Origin of the sequence: Nitrospira sp., assembly GCA_029194535.1 — a bacterium.
GTDB lineage: Bacteria > Nitrospirota > Nitrospiria > Nitrospirales > Nitrospiraceae > Nitrospira_C.
This window is the reverse complement of record JARFXR010000003.1, coordinates 126,944-144,049: the sequence shown is the minus strand read 5'-3', so window position 1 is coordinate 144,049 and position 17,106 is coordinate 126,944. Positions and strand designations below refer to the sequence as shown.

13 protein-coding genes and 1 pseudogene are annotated in these 17,106 nt (G+C 59.6%); 6 read left to right on the top strand and 8 right to left on the bottom strand.

Translation table 11 applies throughout. The annotated features are described in order from the left end of the window. Positions 1-141 precede the first annotated feature (141 nt). A complete protein-coding gene (gene recN, locus P0111_17895; protein ID MDF0645903.1) occupies positions 142-1,848 on the top strand; it encodes a DNA repair protein RecN in 1,707 nt (568 codons plus the stop codon). Here the strand turns inward: recN and P0111_17890 are convergent. From P0111_17890 to P0111_17855, 8 genes are all read right to left on the bottom strand, one after another. Then, positions 1,839-2,993 carry a response regulator gene (locus P0111_17890; protein MDF0645902.1) on the bottom strand — a complete coding sequence of 385 codons (1,155 nt, stop codon included), beginning with the start codon at positions 2,991-2,993 and terminating at the stop codon, positions 1,839-1,841. The genes recN and P0111_17890 overlap by 10 nt on opposite strands. A gap of 215 nt (positions 2,994-3,208) precedes the next feature. Further along, positions 3,209-4,624, bottom strand: coding sequence for a sigma-54 dependent transcriptional regulator (locus tag P0111_17885; GenBank protein MDF0645901.1), 1,416 nt, complete (start codon positions 4,622-4,624; stop codon positions 3,209-3,211). A 27-nt stretch (positions 4,625-4,651) separates the two neighbouring features. Beyond that, positions 4,652-5,929 (bottom strand): ATP-binding protein, encoded by a 1,278-nt coding sequence (locus tag P0111_17880; GenBank protein ID MDF0645900.1) that lies wholly within the window; start codon positions 5,927-5,929, stop codon positions 4,652-4,654. 100 nt (positions 5,930-6,029) lie between these two features. After that, complete coding sequence (locus tag P0111_17875; GenBank protein ID MDF0645899.1) at positions 6,030-10,190, bottom strand: PilZ domain-containing protein; 4,161 nt, start codon at positions 10,188-10,190, stop codon at positions 6,030-6,032. 332 nt (positions 10,191-10,522) lie between these two features. Then, positions 10,523-11,530: a hypothetical protein gene (locus P0111_17870; protein ID MDF0645898.1), complete on the bottom strand. Its 1,008-nt coding sequence runs from the start codon at positions 11,528-11,530 to the stop codon at positions 10,523-10,525. A gap of 95 nt (positions 11,531-11,625) precedes the next feature. Further along, positions 11,626-12,513, bottom strand: coding sequence for a nuclear transport factor 2 family protein (locus tag P0111_17865; GenBank protein ID MDF0645897.1), 888 nt, complete (start codon positions 12,511-12,513; stop codon positions 11,626-11,628). A 64-nt stretch (positions 12,514-12,577) separates the two neighbouring features. Continuing rightward, positions 12,578-13,366: a Stp1/IreP family PP2C-type Ser/Thr phosphatase gene (locus P0111_17860; GenBank protein ID MDF0645896.1), complete on the bottom strand. Its 789-nt coding sequence runs from the start codon at positions 13,364-13,366 to the stop codon at positions 12,578-12,580. Next, complete coding sequence (locus tag P0111_17855; protein ID MDF0645895.1) at positions 13,363-14,169, bottom strand: ribonuclease H-like domain-containing protein; 807 nt, start codon at positions 14,167-14,169, stop codon at positions 13,363-13,365. The genes P0111_17860 and P0111_17855 overlap by 4 nt, the downstream gene beginning before the upstream one ends. A 98-nt stretch (positions 14,170-14,267) precedes the next feature. On the opposite strand from P0111_17855, the gene P0111_17850 reads away from it, so the two are divergent. From P0111_17850 to P0111_17830, 5 genes and pseudogenes are all read left to right on the top strand, one after another. Continuing rightward, entirely contained in the window at positions 14,268-14,657 is a 390-nt protein-coding gene (locus tag P0111_17850) for a cyclophilin-like fold protein (GenBank protein MDF0645894.1), read from the top strand. A gap of 3 nt (positions 14,658-14,660) precedes the next feature. Next, positions 14,661-15,272, top strand: a pseudogene (locus tag P0111_17845) (DUF507 family protein). 7 nt (positions 15,273-15,279) lie between these two features. Next, positions 15,280-15,735, top strand: a complete 456-nt coding sequence (locus tag P0111_17840) for a tetratricopeptide repeat protein (protein ID MDF0645893.1) — start codon at positions 15,280-15,282, stop codon at positions 15,733-15,735. A gap of 43 nt (positions 15,736-15,778) precedes the next feature. Beyond that, positions 15,779-16,246 (top strand): thioredoxin-dependent thiol peroxidase, encoded by a 468-nt coding sequence (gene bcp, locus P0111_17835; protein ID MDF0645892.1) that lies wholly within the window; start codon positions 15,779-15,781, stop codon positions 16,244-16,246. 62 nt (positions 16,247-16,308) lie between these two features. Beyond that, positions 16,309-17,091 carry a hypothetical protein gene (locus P0111_17830; GenBank protein ID MDF0645891.1) on the top strand — a complete coding sequence of 261 codons (783 nt, stop codon included), beginning with the start codon at positions 16,309-16,311 and terminating at the stop codon, positions 17,089-17,091. Positions 17,092-17,106: the final 15 nt, after the last annotated feature.

Genomic DNA, 17,106 nt, shown 5'->3' with positions numbered 1-17,106 from the left:
GGCTCCCCTCGCGTCTGGATGTCCGTGCCGTCGCGTGTGGGTCAGTGGGTCGCCGTATCGCCCGCCGTTTTCTGAGGACACCATCCGGGCTCACACATCAGAGGACGTCGACGGCTCAGGGGAGATTGCTCACTCGCCACCATGCTCGCCGAGTTGCGCATCAAGAATTTTGCGCTCATTGACGAGCTTCGCCTCTCATTCCAAGCAGGCTTTACCGTGTTCACAGGTGAAACCGGAGCCGGGAAGTCTCTGCTGATCGATGCCATCAGCCTTCTTGTCGGCGGCCGTGGTTCCTCCGAGCAGATTCGCTCAGGAGAGGAAGAGGCGCAACTTGAGGCTGCATTCCACCTTTCTGATGCGCATCCGGTCCTGCAACGTCTCCGCACAGCCGGCGCGGTTACAGCCGGTGAATCCGAGCTGATCTTGAAGCGGGTGCTATCTCGAACGGGACGTCACCGCATCTACCTGAACGGCAGCCTCTGCCCTTTACGCACGCTGGAGGAACTCGGCGGCACGTTGGTCGATATTCACGGCCAACATGAGCAACAATCTCTGTTGTCCGCAACAGCGCAAATGGAGGCCGTCGACGCATTCGGATCTCTTGAACGGCTGCGTGAAGAGTACCAAGCCGGTTACCGGCAATGGAAATCTCGACTTGCCGAATTGGAGGCGATTCAGCGTGCGGGGGCCGACAGGGGGCAGCGCGCAGACTTCCTCCGTTTTCAGCTTCAGGAGGTCGATCACGCAGGCTTGAATCCGGACGAGGACGCACAGCTCCAGGCGGAGCGGCAGCGGCTGCTTTATGCCCATCGCCTGCGTGAACTGGCGGAAGGGGCTTATGCCGAGTTGCAAGTGGATGAGCAGGGTGTTCTGACGCGATTGGGGCGGATGGGTCGGCTGCTTGCCGAGCTGAAGCATACGGATCAGACCATGGAGGATTGTCTCGAACCGGTGACGGGTGCCACGATTCAGCTCAAGGAGTTGGCCGGTCGGCTCCGACTGTACGCGGATGGCATGGACGCGGACCCGACAAGACAGAACGAGGTGGAGAGCCGGCTGGACCTGATCCAACGCCTCAAGAGAAAATACGGTGGGACGATCGAAGACGTTCTTGCCGCGGGCAATCGGGCTCGCGCGGAGCTTCGTGCGATCGAAGAATCGGACTCCCGAACAACCGAAGGGGCTGCGGCCGTTCAGGAAGCCTTCAAACGAGTCCAGGGACTGGCTCAACGGCTCTCCAAGAAGCGCAAAGAGGCGTCCAGGCGTCTGGCGGAGTCGGTCAGAGCTGAACTGGCCGTGTTGAAGATGGAACAGACAGCCTTCGAGGTGCTGGTTTCCAAGGAGGGGGAAGGGCAAGAGTTCGGCCCTGCCGGCGCTGATCGCGTGGAATTCCTGCTGGCCAGTAACGCTGGGGAGCCTCCAAAGCCGCTTGCGCGCATCGCGTCGGGCGGCGAGCTCTCCAGAATCATGTTGGCACTGAAAACGGTGCTGGCTGAACGGGATCATGTTCCGGTCTTGGTATTTGACGAAATCGACACGGGCGTGGGCGGGGCTGCGGCAGCGACGATGGGTATGAGACTGCGAAAATTGGGATCCTATCATCAGGTGTTCTGCATCACCCATCTGGCTCAGGTCGCCTCCCAGGCGGAGCACCATTTCCTGGTCTCAAAGGGAACGGACAACCGGCGGACCTCGACGTGGGCAGCCTTGCTCGACGGGCAAGGCCGCGAAGACGAAATTGCCAGGATGCTCGCGGGGACGACCGTGACGAACAAGATCCGTGAAACGGCGGCCGAATTGATTGCAGGGGCCGGTAACGAGCGCCGAGAAATACGCCGTCAGGCGTGAGGTGGTCTCGATGGATTGGTGGCGATCGCCATTGCTGGAAGGGAGGCTTGGCATTCCTGCACCACTCTGACGAACAGGGCGGTCAAGGTCGGGTCGAAATAGTCGCCGGTGTGAGCGGTGATGAAATCACAGGCCTCGTACAGAGAAAGAGAACTCCGGTCCGGTAACTCTACAGTCAGGTGGTCGAAGGCCTGCGCCAGACACACGATCCGTGCGAGAAGCGGAATGCCCTCACCCTGTAAGCCGTGAGGGTACCCGGTTCCGTCCCACCGTTCATGATGGTACCCGATAATTTGCCCCACTTCCGCCGGTAAGCCCAGCGGTGCGATCATTCTGACGCCGAGTTCTGTGTGGCGTGTGTGATCCTGTGTCCCGCCGAGGCTTCGAATCGCATCGTCGGCAAAATGACAGGGACCGGCGACTATTCTTCCAATGTCGTGAAGAAAGGCCCCGAGAGCCAGGGACTTTTGCTCCCCTTCGGTCAGGTCCATCCGGTTGGCGAGGAGCGTGGCGTAGAAGCTGACCCGGCTGCAATGGTTGAGCAGCTCCCGTTCCTTGGCTTCAAGGAGGTCGGAGAGCATGGGAAGCAGCGATCTGAAGTCTGCGCCTTCGTCCGAGGCGGTCTCATCCGGCTGGGGGCAGATTGCAGCATAGCCGGCCCGGATCTCGTTCCAGGTCGCGGCACAGGACGCTTCGGACTCCCACATCGCTTCCGGGTACTGCACGAAGCGGCGGAGATAGTCCAGGCGTCGTTTCTTGTGAAGCGTCTGGTTCACCAAGGTGACCAACTCCGTCACATTAAAGGGCTTCAGGAGGTAGCCAGCCGCCCCGTGACGGATCCCATCCATGGCGGCTTTGAGGCTCCCGTAGCCAGTTATAATGATGACTTCGATATCTGCGTGGTCATGCTTGATCTCTTGGAGCAGGTCGAGACCTTGGCGATCGGGCAGTTTCTGATCGAGAGTGATGAGGTCGATCCGCTGCGAGTTGAGGACGTCGATCGCGGCTCGGGCCGATCCGGCTGCTTGAATATTAAAGAAAGGCCGCAAAATGACTTTGAGCGCATCCCGTGGTCCAGCTTCGTCGTCGACGACGAGTACCGTTGGCTTGGCCTGCGAGGTATTCTCTGGAAGCGCAACGTGCATCGGTTGTCTCATTTATGCGGGTTTTGCAGTGTCACTAAGCAATTCTCATTCCTTTTCAGCCATTTATGGCGCATACTTGAAGAACTCCGAGCACATGGGGTCGAGCGAAATCGAAACGCTATATATGGGTTCACAATCCGAACAATACGCTGTCGATCAGACGAGCAATTCCGCACGAGTGCTGCAAAAACCACTCACTATATGAAAGGAATGTGTTATTCCTGCACAGGAGGGTCCGCTTCACCGCTGCTGTCGCTGTCCGGCCTGCCGATTCCCAGCGTGTCCATTCGATATTTCAGCATGCGGCGGCTGATGCCCAGTTGGTTCGCCGCGTGAGTTTGGATGTAGTTGTTCTTTTTCAAGGCATCCAGAATGATCTCACGCTCGAACTCCATCACGGCCTTTTCAAGAGACAGACGACCTGCCAGGGTATCGTCGCGTAACGACGAGGAGCGGCTGTCGTTACGAACGATCGTCGGGAGGTGCTCCGGGGTGACGTTATCGGATCCTTTTGACCATATGAAGGCCTGTTCGATGATGTTCTCCATCTCCCTGACGTTGCCGGGCCACGGATACCGTGTCAGGAGGTCGATGGCGTCCTTAGAGAACTCTTGGTGCGGTCGGTTATCCTCTTCGATACGCTTCGACAGAAAATGTCTGGCAAGCAACGGGACGTCTTCGCCTCGATCCCGCAACGGAGGAAGATAGAGCGCGATGACGTTGATGCGGTAGTAGAGATCCTCTCGAAACTGTCCTTTCCTGACGAGCTCCTCGAGGTTCTTGTTGGTTGCTGCCACGATTCTGACGTCCACCTTGATGGCCTGGACACCGCCGATCCGGGTAAATTCCCGCTCTTGAAGGACGCGAAGCAACTTGGCTTGAGTCATGGCGCTCAGGTCGCCGATTTCATCCAGAAACAGCGTGCCGCTGTTGGCCAGTTCGAATTGGCCGACTCGTCTGGCTGTGGCGTCCGTGAAGGACCCCTTTTCATGACCGAACAATTCGCTCTCGATCAGGGTTTCGGGGAGCGCGGCACAGTTCAGCGCGACGAACGGACGATCTCGCCTCCCGCTGTTGAAGTGCAGCGCTTTGGCGACCAATTCTTTTCCGGTTCCGCTGTCGCCGGTGATGAGCACCGTCGTTCGGCTGTCGGCGACCTGCTCGATCTTGGTGTAAATCTCCTGCATCGGACGGCTTTTCCCGATGAGGTTGTGAAACGCGTATCGCTGCGTGACTTGCGCCCGGAGGGTCCGGACCTCTCGCTCGAGCTCCTTGGAATTGAGCGCGCGGTCCACCACGATGCGGAGTTCTTCCGCGTCGAACGGTTTGGACAGGTAATCCGCCGCTCCCAACTTCATGGCATCCACGGCCGTCTTCACCGATTTTGTGCCGGTCAGCATGATGATGGGGGCCGGACAGTCTTCCGACCGCAGCGACTGGAGTACCGACAGCCCGTCCGTACCGGGAAGAATCACGTCCAGGAGAATCAGGTGGGGCGCTTCCTTATGGTAGAGGTCGAGCCCTTCCTGTGCGTCGGCGGCCTGGATGACTTCGTAGGTAGGTTCGAGGACGGCCTTCAAGGATGCGCGAACCCGCGATTCGTCGTCGATCAAAAGGACTCGCTTTTTCACGCTGGCAATCACTCCGTCTCTAGCCGGTTATGACGACAGGGCGGGCAGGTTCACGAGAAACGTCGTTCCTTGTCCCGGCACACTGCGGACTTGGATCTCACCACGATGCTCCTGGATGATCTGGTGCACGATCGTCAATCCGAGCCCGGTCCCTTCGTGTTCGCCGCTTTCGTGCTTGGTTGTGAAAAACGGATCGAAGATGTGCTCGAGATTGCCTTCCGGAATACCTTCTCCGGTATCCTCTGTTTCCACTTGCACCCAAACTCTTCCGCCGGGTCTGTTCAAGAGTTTCGTGCGGACGCGCAGAAAGCCGCCCTCTGTTCCCATGGCGTCCAGGGCGTTCAAGAATAGATTCAAGAAGACTTGCTTGACTTGTTGACGATCCAGCATGACACGAGGCAGATTCGACGCCAACTCTTTTTCGATCTTGATCCCTTTGGTGTCGGCCTTGACCTCGATGAAGTAGAGACAGGACGACACGATATCGTTGATGTCTTCTTCAGTGAGTTTGGGTTCCATGTATCGTGCGTAGTCGAGGATCTCGTCGATGAGTCGTTCGATCCGGTACACGTCGTCGAGCACGATACGGCTAAAGTCCCGTATGAAGTCCGGGTCGTCCTTGCGCTCGGGAGCCAGTTGGATGAAGGTCTTGATGGAGGTTAAGGGATTGCGGATCTCGTGAGCGAATCCGCCGGCGATCGTCTCCAATGACTTGAGGCGGTCCGTTCGTTTCATGAGCAGGTGGGAACGGTGCAGGTCTTCATAGAGCATCAGTCGATCAACCGCATTCGTCGCCGTTTGTGTCAGGACGGCCAACAGCGCACGGACAGACGAGGCCTCGTGACCGCGAGGCTGTGCCGAGTCCAACAAGGAAAACGCGATCAACTGTCCGCGGCTGATATGTGGCAGCGCAAGCGCCATGCCCATGGCCACCAACGTTGGCTCGTCGGAAGATTCGAGGGCGAATGATCCACCGGAGGTGGGAGAATGATGCGGGGCCACCTCCGCTTGCGGCGACGCCAGTCGATGCGGGATCGGATGGTCCAAGGCTATGGATTCGGGAAACCTGAGTGCCGTCGATGAGTCCGTCGCAGCTGCTCGACGGTAATGTTCATGCTCCCGGTCGAGAAGATAAAGAGCCCCTTGTGTTGCGCCTCCCACTCGACAGAGTTCTTGGATGGCGCGCCTGCTCAAGGGACCCAAATCGGTCATGGCGCCCAAGTCGATGGAAAATCGTGTCAGCTGATCGAGAAATTCAGTGGTCGGGAAACTGTCCGATGCGGGATTCGCAGGTCGTATCGACATGTCACCCGGGAGGCAGAAGTCCTAATTCAATGTCTGGTCGACTCTGTTGCGCGCTCAGGTTAGTCCATGTTCAAAGATGTACGGAGTATACACTGAGGGGCTAGAAGGAGCTAGAGGAAATCCGTTTTCCTACGACGGCGACTAGGGCTTGACCATTGAAGATCGAACTGATGCGAAACGGCTGGGCCCCGCACTGGCGCAGCAGAGAGGCCAGGGCGTGGTGATCGAAGGTATGGAGGATGCCATGACGTATGGCTTCGCGCAGACGCGCAAGGTAGTGGAGGACGCCTTGAGGCTGCGCGCCGAACTCATCCTGGTTCGCCAGCCGGAGGTGTCGTCGGTAGAGGGTAGAAAGGTCCGTGTCAAAATGAAACGTCGTAAAGACGAGACGGCCTTGCGGATGGAGCACCCTGATCCAGTCGCGAAGTGCGGCATGTGGCGAGTTGACAAAGGACAACGAGAGATTGCAGACGATACGGTGTACCGACTGCGAACGGAACGGCAGCGCCTGCGCCCAATCCGTGCGCATCCACGCGCATTTCATCGCAGGAATCGATGTGAGCCCTCCGCCTTTTCCGCCGGCCAGTTCTCGCTGCAGTAGGACTGTCTGGTGCCGCGCCTGCCGTACGTGGTCCGCATCGCGCCCCAATCCGATGAGGAGCGGGGCCTGTTCCGGAGACTGCATCATTTGCTTCGTCCAATAGGAGTGGTTGACCAGTATCGTCCGAGTCATGTCGCTCTGTCCGAGACCCGCGTCCACGACGATCGTTTCCGGGGACAGCGGGGTGAGGAGGACATGCAGATCATCCAGGAGTTTCCGGTATTCATGAACATTGGCGAGGTGAGGCAGTTGTTGCAGATGGGCCAATCCCAGCGCGTCGCGGTTGACCTGGGATACGTTGCGATGCAAGCGAGTCTGTTCCAACTCCAAGCGGAGCTGGCGCGCAAGCCCCTCCGAGGTCGCGGGACCGAGGTCGGTGGAGACCGGGTGCCATGACAGCGCGACCGTGATGTGCTCGAGGATCTGTCGGAATGCCGCGGACTCCGTCTCATCGGCATGGAACCGGGCGGCGATGGGGGACGGAATGCTGATGATCCGTGTCTGGCTGCTGAGGGCGCTCAGGAAATCATGCGGAAGATCCGAGGGAGGAAGCGGGCTTTCTTCGTTCCGTGGACCGCTGATGATCGCGAGCGGAGAATGCAGGAGGCGGATGTCCTCAAGAGTGGAGCCAAGGTCCGTCATGCGGCCTGCAATGGCGTCGGCCACGAATTGGTCAATATTGACGTTGAGGCCCATGAGATTTGTGGTCCCGCGCCGCAGGCCATAGCGATAATCCGCGATCAAATCGTGTCCATGGACGGCCATCAGGGCAACTCCGACGTCGACGACGGGATTCAGGAGCATCAGTAAGTCGAGCGGATGCGTCTGAACCGTCATCTTCAACGCCGCTCGAGCGCTCAGATCGCTGGCCAAGACCGCGACGCGGGCAGATGGCCAGGTGTGGTGGACGAACTCGACGACTTTGACGAGATCAGCTTGCATGCCTCGTAGCGTCGTGTTCTGCGGCTCCCCGTCGCTCAGACCGAGGTGATTGGCATGGTCGTAACGCAGCACGCGCAGCCCCTGACTCAGCAGAAAATACGACAGGCCGGCATAGTCGCGCGACGTTTGACCGTAGCCTGGTGCGATGATCAGCACCGGAACGTCCGACGCCATCGGCCGTCCAAGATGATCGTCGACGATAACGATGGTCTGACCTCGGGCAGTTCGGCATTGCCGTTGAATGCTGACGATCGATGTTTCGCCGCGAGTTCTTGTGAGGGGAGGCGCCGAAAGGTGTTGCCGAACGAGGCGAGCCAATTCGCGCTCGGCATAGGGAGTGAGCGGCAGGAAGCCGACCCCGACGTGCATGGCTGGAGCGACGTGGCTCGGTTGCAACTCGCTCGAAGCGCCGACATCCGGAGCCGACCAGATGATCTTCACCGGCAAGGAAAAGTCCGGCGGACCCGATTCGTGAGGGCCCGAATGGCTCGAAATTTTTCCGGAAGCGAAGTGGAGGAGCATAGAGTCCTGAAGCCGGTCGGGGCTGGCGTTGACGACGAGGTACGCTCCTTGACGGCTGATGTCCACCACCCGGGCGATCAAACGGTCCTGCCCGGCCGGCTCCGTTTCCAGTCGAGCGGGAAGGACCAACGGTACCCGTACGGTTTCCCGTCGGTCGTCGCCATAGGGTACCGAAGATACGCGATCTCCCGTGGTCGATGTCAGTTGGACATCGACGGAAAAGCTCAGCGACTGTTCTCGGGCGGCCTCGATCAACGACGCCAGAATAGAGGATTCCGTATCACTGGGCGCTTCGAAGATCAGAATCAGGCGAACGGGCGGTGTTCCTTGCGTCCTCGCCGTATCGATGGCCTGGCGCGGGACGGCCGAGGCGGCCAGTTCCAGCGTACCGACCATGGTCCGCAGCACGACTTGAACAGCCTGCTGATCGAAAGAGGGGAAGTCTGAGGCCAGAGTGACACAGGCGCCTCCCTGACCCAAGTTGACGAGAGAGCCGTGCCAGACCGCCGACCCGATGGTCACGCGGGCCGGCAGCGCGGCGACGACACGCGGAGCGGCCCTGCGATCCTTTTCGTCGCGCTGGTGCGCGAGGGGCAATGGGCGGTCCTCCTCGACTCGTCGGCGCGTGATGGGAACGGATTTGATGGCCTCGGCCGACGGTGTTCCGGCGATTATGGGAAGACGCATGACGACGCGAAGCGGCCCGGTCGCGGGGAGAGAGAAGTCCAACCTGCCGCCCAGTGAAGAAACCAGACCGTAGAGAACAGGCCAGTCTACCGTATCCGGTGTATCCGGCTGAGCGGCTCTGTCTGGTTGTTCCGTGGGAGAGGTTTCCGACTCAAGACATTCGATTTCGATTTCACTCTGAGGGGGTAGGGCGAACAGCACAGGACCGGCTCCTTCTGCCGCTTGACCGACCACGCCTGTGCGAATACCCAGCGTGCGACTCCGCCCGCTGGCGGCCAGCATGGTTCGCACGGCCGACAGCAGTTGACGCAAACACTCGACGGTCTGCACATGATCGCCTGAAAACAACGGCAACTGGGAGGCATAGTCCGTCGTGACGGTGAGCGGCCAGGCGCTGTGAACGGCCAAGGACGCCAACGCATCTTCAATGAGGTCGTTGATAGTACGTCCGACTGCGGATTGCTCAGCCGTCGTGTGCATAAGCTCGACAAGCCGGTTCCGCAGGGTGCCGGCGGCAGTCGATTGTTCGACAAGACCAACCAACTTGTCTTCCAGATTGGCGGAACGTACGGTGTCCAGGAGGATCTGGGCCTCCTGACGCAGTGCTTCCAATGGTCGGACGATCTCCTCGGACAGCGAGATGAACTGGTGAATAACCGTCCGAGGCATGTCACCGCCGGTTGTTCCTGATATCGAGCCCTGAACCGCATGTCTCCCGGCTCGATCGGAGGTCAGGTTGCGGATGATCCCGATGGTGCCCAGAAAGCGCCGGTGCGGATCGTACAGACCGCGCGCGCGCACCTCCGCCGACACGACTTTCTCGCGCTGGTCTGCGGAGGGCTTTCCCCTAAACAGTAGCTCGATACCTTGGGTGGTTCGGGAGCCGGAGCGCCGCTCGTTGAAGCGGAAGGCGGCCGCTGCATGGTCTTTCGGAGAAAAGACCGTGGTATAGGGTGTGCCGACGAGTTCTTCCGGCGCATAACCGAGCAACAACGACACGTTCGAGCCGAGCGCCACGAATTGTCCGTCGGCGTTCAGTTCATAGAAAATGTCCGGTATTGCGGCGAGCAGGTGTTGATAGCGCGCCTCCGTGCGTGCCACGGCGATCTTGAGATCCTGCTTTTCCAATGCTTGTCTGGCGCAGAAGAGGATCTCGGCGAGAAACGCGGGAGATTGCTTCGATAGGAGAAAGTCCGCGCCCGCCTGCATCGCGTGAGCGGCCATGGCGGTATCGGGTTGAGCGCTTTGTAGGATCACCGAGGCTTGGGCGGCCTGCTGCTTGAGCTCTTCGATCAATCCCTGATCATTTCCGAGAAGACATCCGTCATCGACGACGATCAAAGTCCATTCCATCGCGTATGTCTGAGAGAGGACTCTGGCCTCCTCCGCGGAATAGGCGACGTCGACTCGGCAGTTAGAAAAAAAGCCGCGCAAACCGACCGTGATGAGCTTGATCTCTTGAGGATGGCTGTTGACGATCAGGATCGAAACCGGCATGCGCTGCGCCATCGAAAAATTCCCTGGCGTACCGTGGTCGTCCAGATCGTTCCGACCCGCGTCGGCAGAACGCTCGATCGTGCCGGCTATTTTGAGACCGGGCCGGGCCGGTCATGTCCGAGATCGTCGTCGACCGCAAGCGTCGGTGGGTAAGTGAATATCATACGGGCTCGATGGAAACACAGTCCAGATAGGCCGGAATCCGCTCCCGCTTTGGTAGGGGGCGGGTGAACAGAACTGAAAGTTGCACAAAAAGGGACAGGTGCCGAACAGAGGCCGAAGGAGTTGAAAGGTAAACCGGCGCTCACCTGAGCCGGCACCCAGGGTAGGGAGCTGGCGGGGGACTATCGGACTTGTGCCGTGCTGGGGCCAGGACAGGCACCGGGAGTCATGTACAGGAGATAGTTGCCCATGCCGTGCTGGTCCTCTTTCTTCTGAAGTGGATGATGATGGACCATCACCATCTCGTAATCGTCCGTTTTCGTCACCGGAAACCCTTGGCCGTTCTTGTAGACCTGGTGCGGAGGAAACTCCAGGAAGGTGCCGTCCATGGAGACATCGGGAACGGTTCGTAACAAGGTCTCCATGCGAGTCTTGTTTTCCAACGCGATCAACAGCAATTCATCATGTCCGTGGGGATAGGCGAATTTAACGCAACCATCCATCGAAAACTTCAGCGGGGCGGCATGGACTTGGACGCCCGGCTTGATCTCGATGCCTTCATCGGTCTGATCGGGACCGCGCTGGGCGAACTTGCTGTAACAGACCACGTTCACGCCGACTTGATACACGTCCATCTCCTGAATCGGAGCGTCCTCACGAGCCATGTACATCGTAAAGCTGGCCATCACGTCCCGCGTGGGTGGGGCCTTGTGATAGAAGGCGACGACCGACATGAGATTCTGGCCTTTGGCCAGTTTCACCCCGTAGCCGTCGGGGAACTTCGCCTCGGTCATTTCGAGACCGGCACCGCCGAAGAACAACGGCTCACCGGGACAGGACACGCTCGGTTTATCGTTGTTGAGCATCAGGATATGATGCAAATAGTTGCGGGGCAACGGGGTGCCGTCTTTGGTGAAGACTTCGGACTTGAATCCGACCATATACATGTCCTTCGGTAGTTGAAAGACATGCTTGGGCATGGAAGCGGCCAAGTCGCCGTCATGGGCCGACGGCAGGTCGATCGGCCCGAACGTCAGCCTGACCAGATCGTCTTCGATCGTGACCTTCGTCGTGACTTGATTGGCCAGCGTGGGAACGGCGTGGTGATCGTGCGCGTCATGTCCACCGGATGCCGAGGCCGGCGGTATCATGCAGAGGCTGACGAACAGCACAACGAAGGCTGGCAACATGGTACCTCCTAAGGCCGAATTATCCGCAATCTCTCGTAACCCATGAGCTCTTGTTGAGACTGAATCGATACCCTGCGGCTAAAATCGTAGCAGGCTCACTGACTCGGCGAGGCCGTGGTGATCCTCTTCCATATATATGTGCCCCCCCATTGCCGAGGAGGAATATTCTTCTTGTCGCCCACTCGCGTATACCACCAGACGCCTTTGGCTTGCCTACCGTCCTCGGACAGCAGGACCTCAAAGCCCCCTTCACGGTCATTACCCGTTTGGTGCCATGTGCCGTGCCAGGCTCGGTCCTCGAATTTTGTCGTAACGAAACGTCCGCCTTGTTGGCTGTACGGTCCGTTCCCGGCCTTGTCCAGTGTGGCCTTGTACGTCTTGTTGTCCTCGACTTCAAGGATGTCCCATTCACCGCTCAGATCCGCTTCCCCGTCCTGCGAGACTGCGACAGGTCGCACGGAGGAGCCACGCGATTCCTCGTCGGCCAGTTGAACGGCGCCGCCGGAGTTTCGGAACGATTCGTGCCAGGACAAGAGCACCCAGTGCCCGTCGCGGCGTTCCAATACGCCGGTTTCCCGCAACGGCAGCAAGGCCCGTTGGCGCCCCTTGTCCTGCATGACGGTGCGGATGTAATCCAACTCCATCGTGTACCAGGCGAGATCCCCCTTGGTCCAAACCTTCAATTCCCGGATCGGAAGTTCAAGTTTGGCGGCCGAGCCGAACTCCTCGAGCATATCGCGCTCGATATCGGGCCAGCCGACATATTTTCTCCCTCCGATTGTGTAGCTGATAATGTCAGAGTCGTGGGCCATCAGTCGCGATAGGGCGGCCATGTCCTTGTCGGCATTGGCGCGAACCATGGCACGAATTGCCGCCTCTGGTCCGTCGTCCTCCGCGGCTGCCGGTTGTTCTGATGGGGTCAATAGGATCGCGCCGACGCTTAGAGCCCATGCTGTTCGACGAATCAGTTGTCGCATCCTCATGCCCGACACACCTCTCAGCGTTGCGCGTCTCGTGAATCGAGGCTACATGCCCGATCTGGTGTTGTCAATGGTTCGATGGTCGACGGCTGACTGACCTCATGGAGATGCAGACGATGACGGTCACGTTGTCCTGACCTCCCCGGTCGAGCGCCTGGTCGATAAGCGCGTCGCAGATCCGCGAAGGGTCTGCCTCGGCATCGGAAAGGCAGGCGGCGATCTCGCGGTCGTCCAACATTTTGGTCAGACCGTCGGTGCAAAGCAGGAACCGATCCTCCGGCTCGATCCGCACCGTCGTTGTCGTCGGCGTGACGTGTCGCTCGATGCCGAGGGCTTCTGTGAGGACGTGCCGTTCCGGATGGGTCTTGCTCTGCGCTTCGTTGATCAGTCCGCTGCGAAGATAGTTCTCGATCAACGTATGGTCACGCGTCAACTGGCGCAGCGTCCCGGCGCGGTAACGGTAGGCACGACTGTCGCCGAGATGGGCGATGTGAGCCGCTGGTGCCGGAGCGGTCGTGATCGTCATCGCCACGATCGTGGTGCCCATGCCTGTGAGCCCCGGCTGAGCTTGGGCGTGTTCGTAAATACTCCGGTTGGCCGCGATCAGCCATTCGCTCAACAGACGGGAAGGGTCGTCCGTCATCCCACACGCGGGGTGAAAACAGCGTTCGGCGTCCTGCACGACGGACGCGACGGCCATGTGGGCCGCCAAGTCACCGGCCGGGTGTCCGCCCATACCATCCGCGACCAGCCAGACCATTCGTTCGTTCAGGGCGGCGAACGCATCTTGATTGGTCGGACGGACTCGTCCGATTTCTGTCCGGCCCGCGCCGATCCAATGTTCCGGCCGATTCACGAATCCTCCGATCGGTTCTTTGGACCGCGCCCGCCGGTGCCCGTGACCGAGCGCGGCCCGTAGCGAGCCGCCAAACCCTCGAAGATCAGGTGGGCCAACGGCTCCAGGTTTTGCGTGTCGGCGGCGTTGTACTTGAGCAGTAGGCTCAAGGCCGACTCGCTGCCGCCCCGCCATTGTTCCCATAGCCGAACGGCATCCCAGCCGTCCAGACCGGCCAGATCGTGGTCACGGTGGATCTGCGCTTCGCGTTCGACGTGCTTGAGGCCGCCCCGTAACCCCAGCCTCCTAGCAGCCGGGCACAGATCGAAGTGCGGTTTTCGGAAGTCCAGTCTCGGAAAGGTCGCTTGCAAATAGGGGATGTCGAAACCGCTGCCGAAGAATGTAACCAATAGATCGGTCTGTGCCAGTTCTTCTTGCAAACGATCCTCCGTCAGGCTGTCGCCGTGCACGAGACTGCTCATCCGGCCGTTTCGATAGAGTCCGACGATGGTCACATGCCCGGAGGCGTGGGGCAATCCGGTGGTTTCGATGTCCAGATAGAGGGTCCGGTGCCGAAACGTCTCGAACAGGCGCCAATGATCGTGGCGTTTCAGGGCCGTCGCGAAGAAGTCCGTCCGTCCCCTTTCGAGGTGTGACATAGCCTCGGTGAGATCCCGATCATACCAGGCTTTCCTTGCCGGAGAGATGCCGGAGACGGCCGGTCGCTTCAAGAACTCGGACCAATCGCCGATTCCGTCCTGCCAGAACCGCTGCTCGGTGCCGGGTCCGACCCCTTTGAGGAGCACGAATGTCGAGGTGAGCATGCGGCGCGATTGTAGCCTTGATTTCACCTGATAAACAAGCTAGAGTCCGCGATAGATGCGGGTTTTCATGCGGACCGCTTGACGTCGCCCGGTCGGAAATGACGCTTGAACCACCGAAGAAAATTCGCATCACCGTCGGACCGGTTCAGGTCGAGGCGGAGTTGAAACCCACCAGAACGGCACGGGAGGTCTATGCGGCGTTGCCGGTTGAAGCCTCCGTCAATGTCTGGGGAGAGGAGTTTTATTTCAAGCTCGACGGCGTGAAGGATCATCGCGAGACCGCGACGACGCAGCTCAAGGTGGGTGATGTCGCGTTCTGGGGGGCGGGGCAGGTCCTGGCGGTGTTCTTCGGGCGCACCCCCATGAGTATGGGATCGGATCCTGTCCCTGCGGACCGCGTCAACGTCATCGGCCGGATCCTTGGGGACGCGACGATCTTGCGGCGTGTCATGGAGGAGGCTCGGACCATCAGAGTGGAGCAGCTCTAACCGATGCGTCTGTCGAAGGAGCGGATCAGACACATGGCCGAGTCGTTGGCGGTTCGGCTCGAAACAGAGGGTCATATCGTGCTGCAGGCGCCTCGCAAATCGTTTGCCGAGTCGCTTGAAACGGTCATTACCGATGAATTGTCGGTTGAGGACCGATTGAACGCCGAAGTCCGGCAGATGCTGAAGGCCCATGAACAGGAGATCCAGCGAGGTCGCGTGGATTACCAGAAGATGTTCACCCTGCTCAAACAGAAGCTGGTCCGGGAGCGAGGCATCGTGTTGTGACGGGAGGACCGAGACTCGCTTGTCGGTCGGCGGCATCATGAAGGCGGACGCTGCATGTTGAGCGACGACAAGGTCAACCATCTCTCGCACGTGATTCTGCAGGCCGTCAAGAAGAGTTCCCTGGTCGCCGTGACGGTCGACGACGGACGGGTCCTGAAACAGATCAAGCGGGTCTTGGCTGCCGAGCTCGAAGCCGAAGGCGACATCGACAGGAAAATACGTGCCAAGTTGACGTCCTATTCCAGGGGTATCGTGGAAGGGAGTCCGGAGTGGGATGTGCTCTACCGAAAGACCTTCGAAGAAGAAACACAAAAATATGCGAAGGGATAGACCGCACATGGAACCCAAACACAGAGCCAACAGTCTGATAATCTGCCTGGCCATGGTGATCCTGGTCGGCATGGTCGCCTGCTCGACATCCAAACCAAAACCATTGGTCCCCCTGGCATTGGAGACCGGGGCGACGGCGCAGGCCGTCACGCTGACCGAACAGGGTGCGCAGGCGTATCAGGGCAGACAATTCGAAGAGGCGAAGGCGTATTTCTCCCAGGCGATTACGGCGGCACCACAGTCCGGTCCCGCCCACTATAATTACGCGATTACGCTCTATGCGTTGGGGGATTCTGAGCAGGCCAGAAAGCATTTTATGGACGCGGCGAACCTGGCTCCCGGCGACAAAGTGATCTGGGATTCGCCGGCGCTGCATCAGTTCGGGAATCCCGAATCGCCGAAGGCAGCCAAAGAGCATCAGACCACCACCAGCCGTCCCACGTTCGGCGGCGGACCGCGCTGACGCCCGGGAGTGATCATTTCGTTCTGAAGGAGGAGCCGGGATCATGGGAAGCACATTGGAAGTCGGGGACAAGGCGCCGGAGTTTTCTCTGCCGGACCAGCACGGCAAGACGGTCGCGCTGAAGAGTTTTAAGGGGAAGCAAGTCGTGCTGTACTTCTACCCGAAGGACGATACACCCGGTTGCACCAAGGAGTCGTGCGATTTTCGCGATGTCGAATCGCAGATCGTCCGGGCCGGGGGAGTGATTGTCGGTGTGAGCATGGACGGACAGGATTCTCATCAGAAATTCATCAAAAAGTACGGTCTGCCGTTTCCGTTGCTGAGCGACGAAGACGCGGCGATCTCGAAGAGTTACGGCGTGTACAAGGAAAAGAACATGTACGGCAGGAAGTATTGGGGGATCGAGCGGAGCACGTTCGTGATCGATCCCGCCGGCCAGCTCAAAGCCGTCTTCCGGAAAGTCAAGGTGGACGGTCACGCTGACGAAGTCCTCACGGCACTCAAGTCCTGACCTATTTCCTGAACATGGTCGCGCGTGGCGTATGGCCTTCGGCGGTTCTTCCAAAGGTCGTGATGCTGTGGTGTCTCGCGATCCTTCCATCGGAGTTCGGTCTGGCCGGAGCTGTCCCGAACGCGAGCCTGTTCGCGCACGACGCGCTGGTCTCTCCAAGGCAGTCTGCCGTGATCGACGCCGGATTGACGGTGGAGCGGCGAGGAAGGCAGCTGCCGGCCGTGGGCACCTCTCTTGAACTCGTGCAGGACGCGAAGGTTCTGGCGACGGCCGTCACGGACGAGCGCGGAATGGCCGCGTTGCGGTTTGTGCCGACCAGGAGAGGAGTCCAGCAGCTGGTCGTTCGCACAGCTTCAGGTTCGGGAGTGACGGCCGCAGCCGCTGCAACCGTCGCAGTCTGGGAACGGCGGATGCCGATCTTGACGGTCGAAGTCACCGCCTTGCGTGATCCCGCTTCCGGCGAGCCGCTCCCCGACGCTGCGGACGAGCTCCAAAAGGTGGCCCAATTCTATTACAACGTCGTGTATGTCGCGGCCGAACCGGGAGATGCCGGACGGAAGCTCGCCGCCAGTGATCGCACGCGACAGTGGCTGGCCGAGCACGGGTTTCCCGTCGGCTATGTGCTGGTATCGGCATCCGCCGAGGCGTTTGGATCGAAATTGGATGAATTGCGTTCGGCCGGTTGGATGACCATCAAGATCGGCGTCGGACGGTCCAAGGAGTTTGCCGACGTGTTCGCGCAGCGGCGTTTGGATGCGGTGCTGGTTCCGGAGCCGGCGAAGGGAGAGGCGCCGCGAAAGGCCAAAGTAGCCAAGACTTGGAAAGACGTGCGAAGAAAATTGTAAGAGAAACCCGGCCCG

Coding starts and splice junctions, on each gene's coding strand:
- recN (MDF0645903.1), top strand. CDS start 142: ATGCTCGCCGAGTTGCGCATCAAGAATTTTGCGCTCATTGACGAGCTT.
- P0111_17890 (MDF0645902.1), bottom strand. CDS start 2,993: ATGCACGTTGCGCTTCCAGAGAATACCTCGCAGGCCAAGCCAACGGTA.
- P0111_17880 (MDF0645900.1), bottom strand. CDS start 5,929: ATGTCGATACGACCTGCGAATCCCGCATCGGACAGTTTCCCGACCACT.
- P0111_17875 (MDF0645899.1), bottom strand. CDS start 10,190: ATGGCGCAGCGCATGCCGGTTTCGATCCTGATCGTCAACAGCCATCCT.
- P0111_17870 (MDF0645898.1), bottom strand. CDS start 11,530: ATGTTGCCAGCCTTCGTTGTGCTGTTCGTCAGCCTCTGCATGATACCG.
- P0111_17865 (MDF0645897.1), bottom strand. CDS start 12,513: ATGAGGATGCGACAACTGATTCGTCGAACAGCATGGGCTCTAAGCGTC.
- P0111_17855 (MDF0645895.1), bottom strand. CDS start 14,169: ATGCTCACCTCGACATTCGTGCTCCTCAAAGGGGTCGGACCCGGCACC.
- P0111_17850 (MDF0645894.1), top strand. CDS start 14,268: ATGACGCTTGAACCACCGAAGAAAATTCGCATCACCGTCGGACCGGTT.
- P0111_17840 (MDF0645893.1), top strand. CDS start 15,280: ATGGAACCCAAACACAGAGCCAACAGTCTGATAATCTGCCTGGCCATG.
- bcp (MDF0645892.1), top strand. CDS start 15,779: ATGGGAAGCACATTGGAAGTCGGGGACAAGGCGCCGGAGTTTTCTCTG.
- P0111_17830 (MDF0645891.1), top strand. CDS start 16,309: ATGCTGTGGTGTCTCGCGATCCTTCCATCGGAGTTCGGTCTGGCCGGA.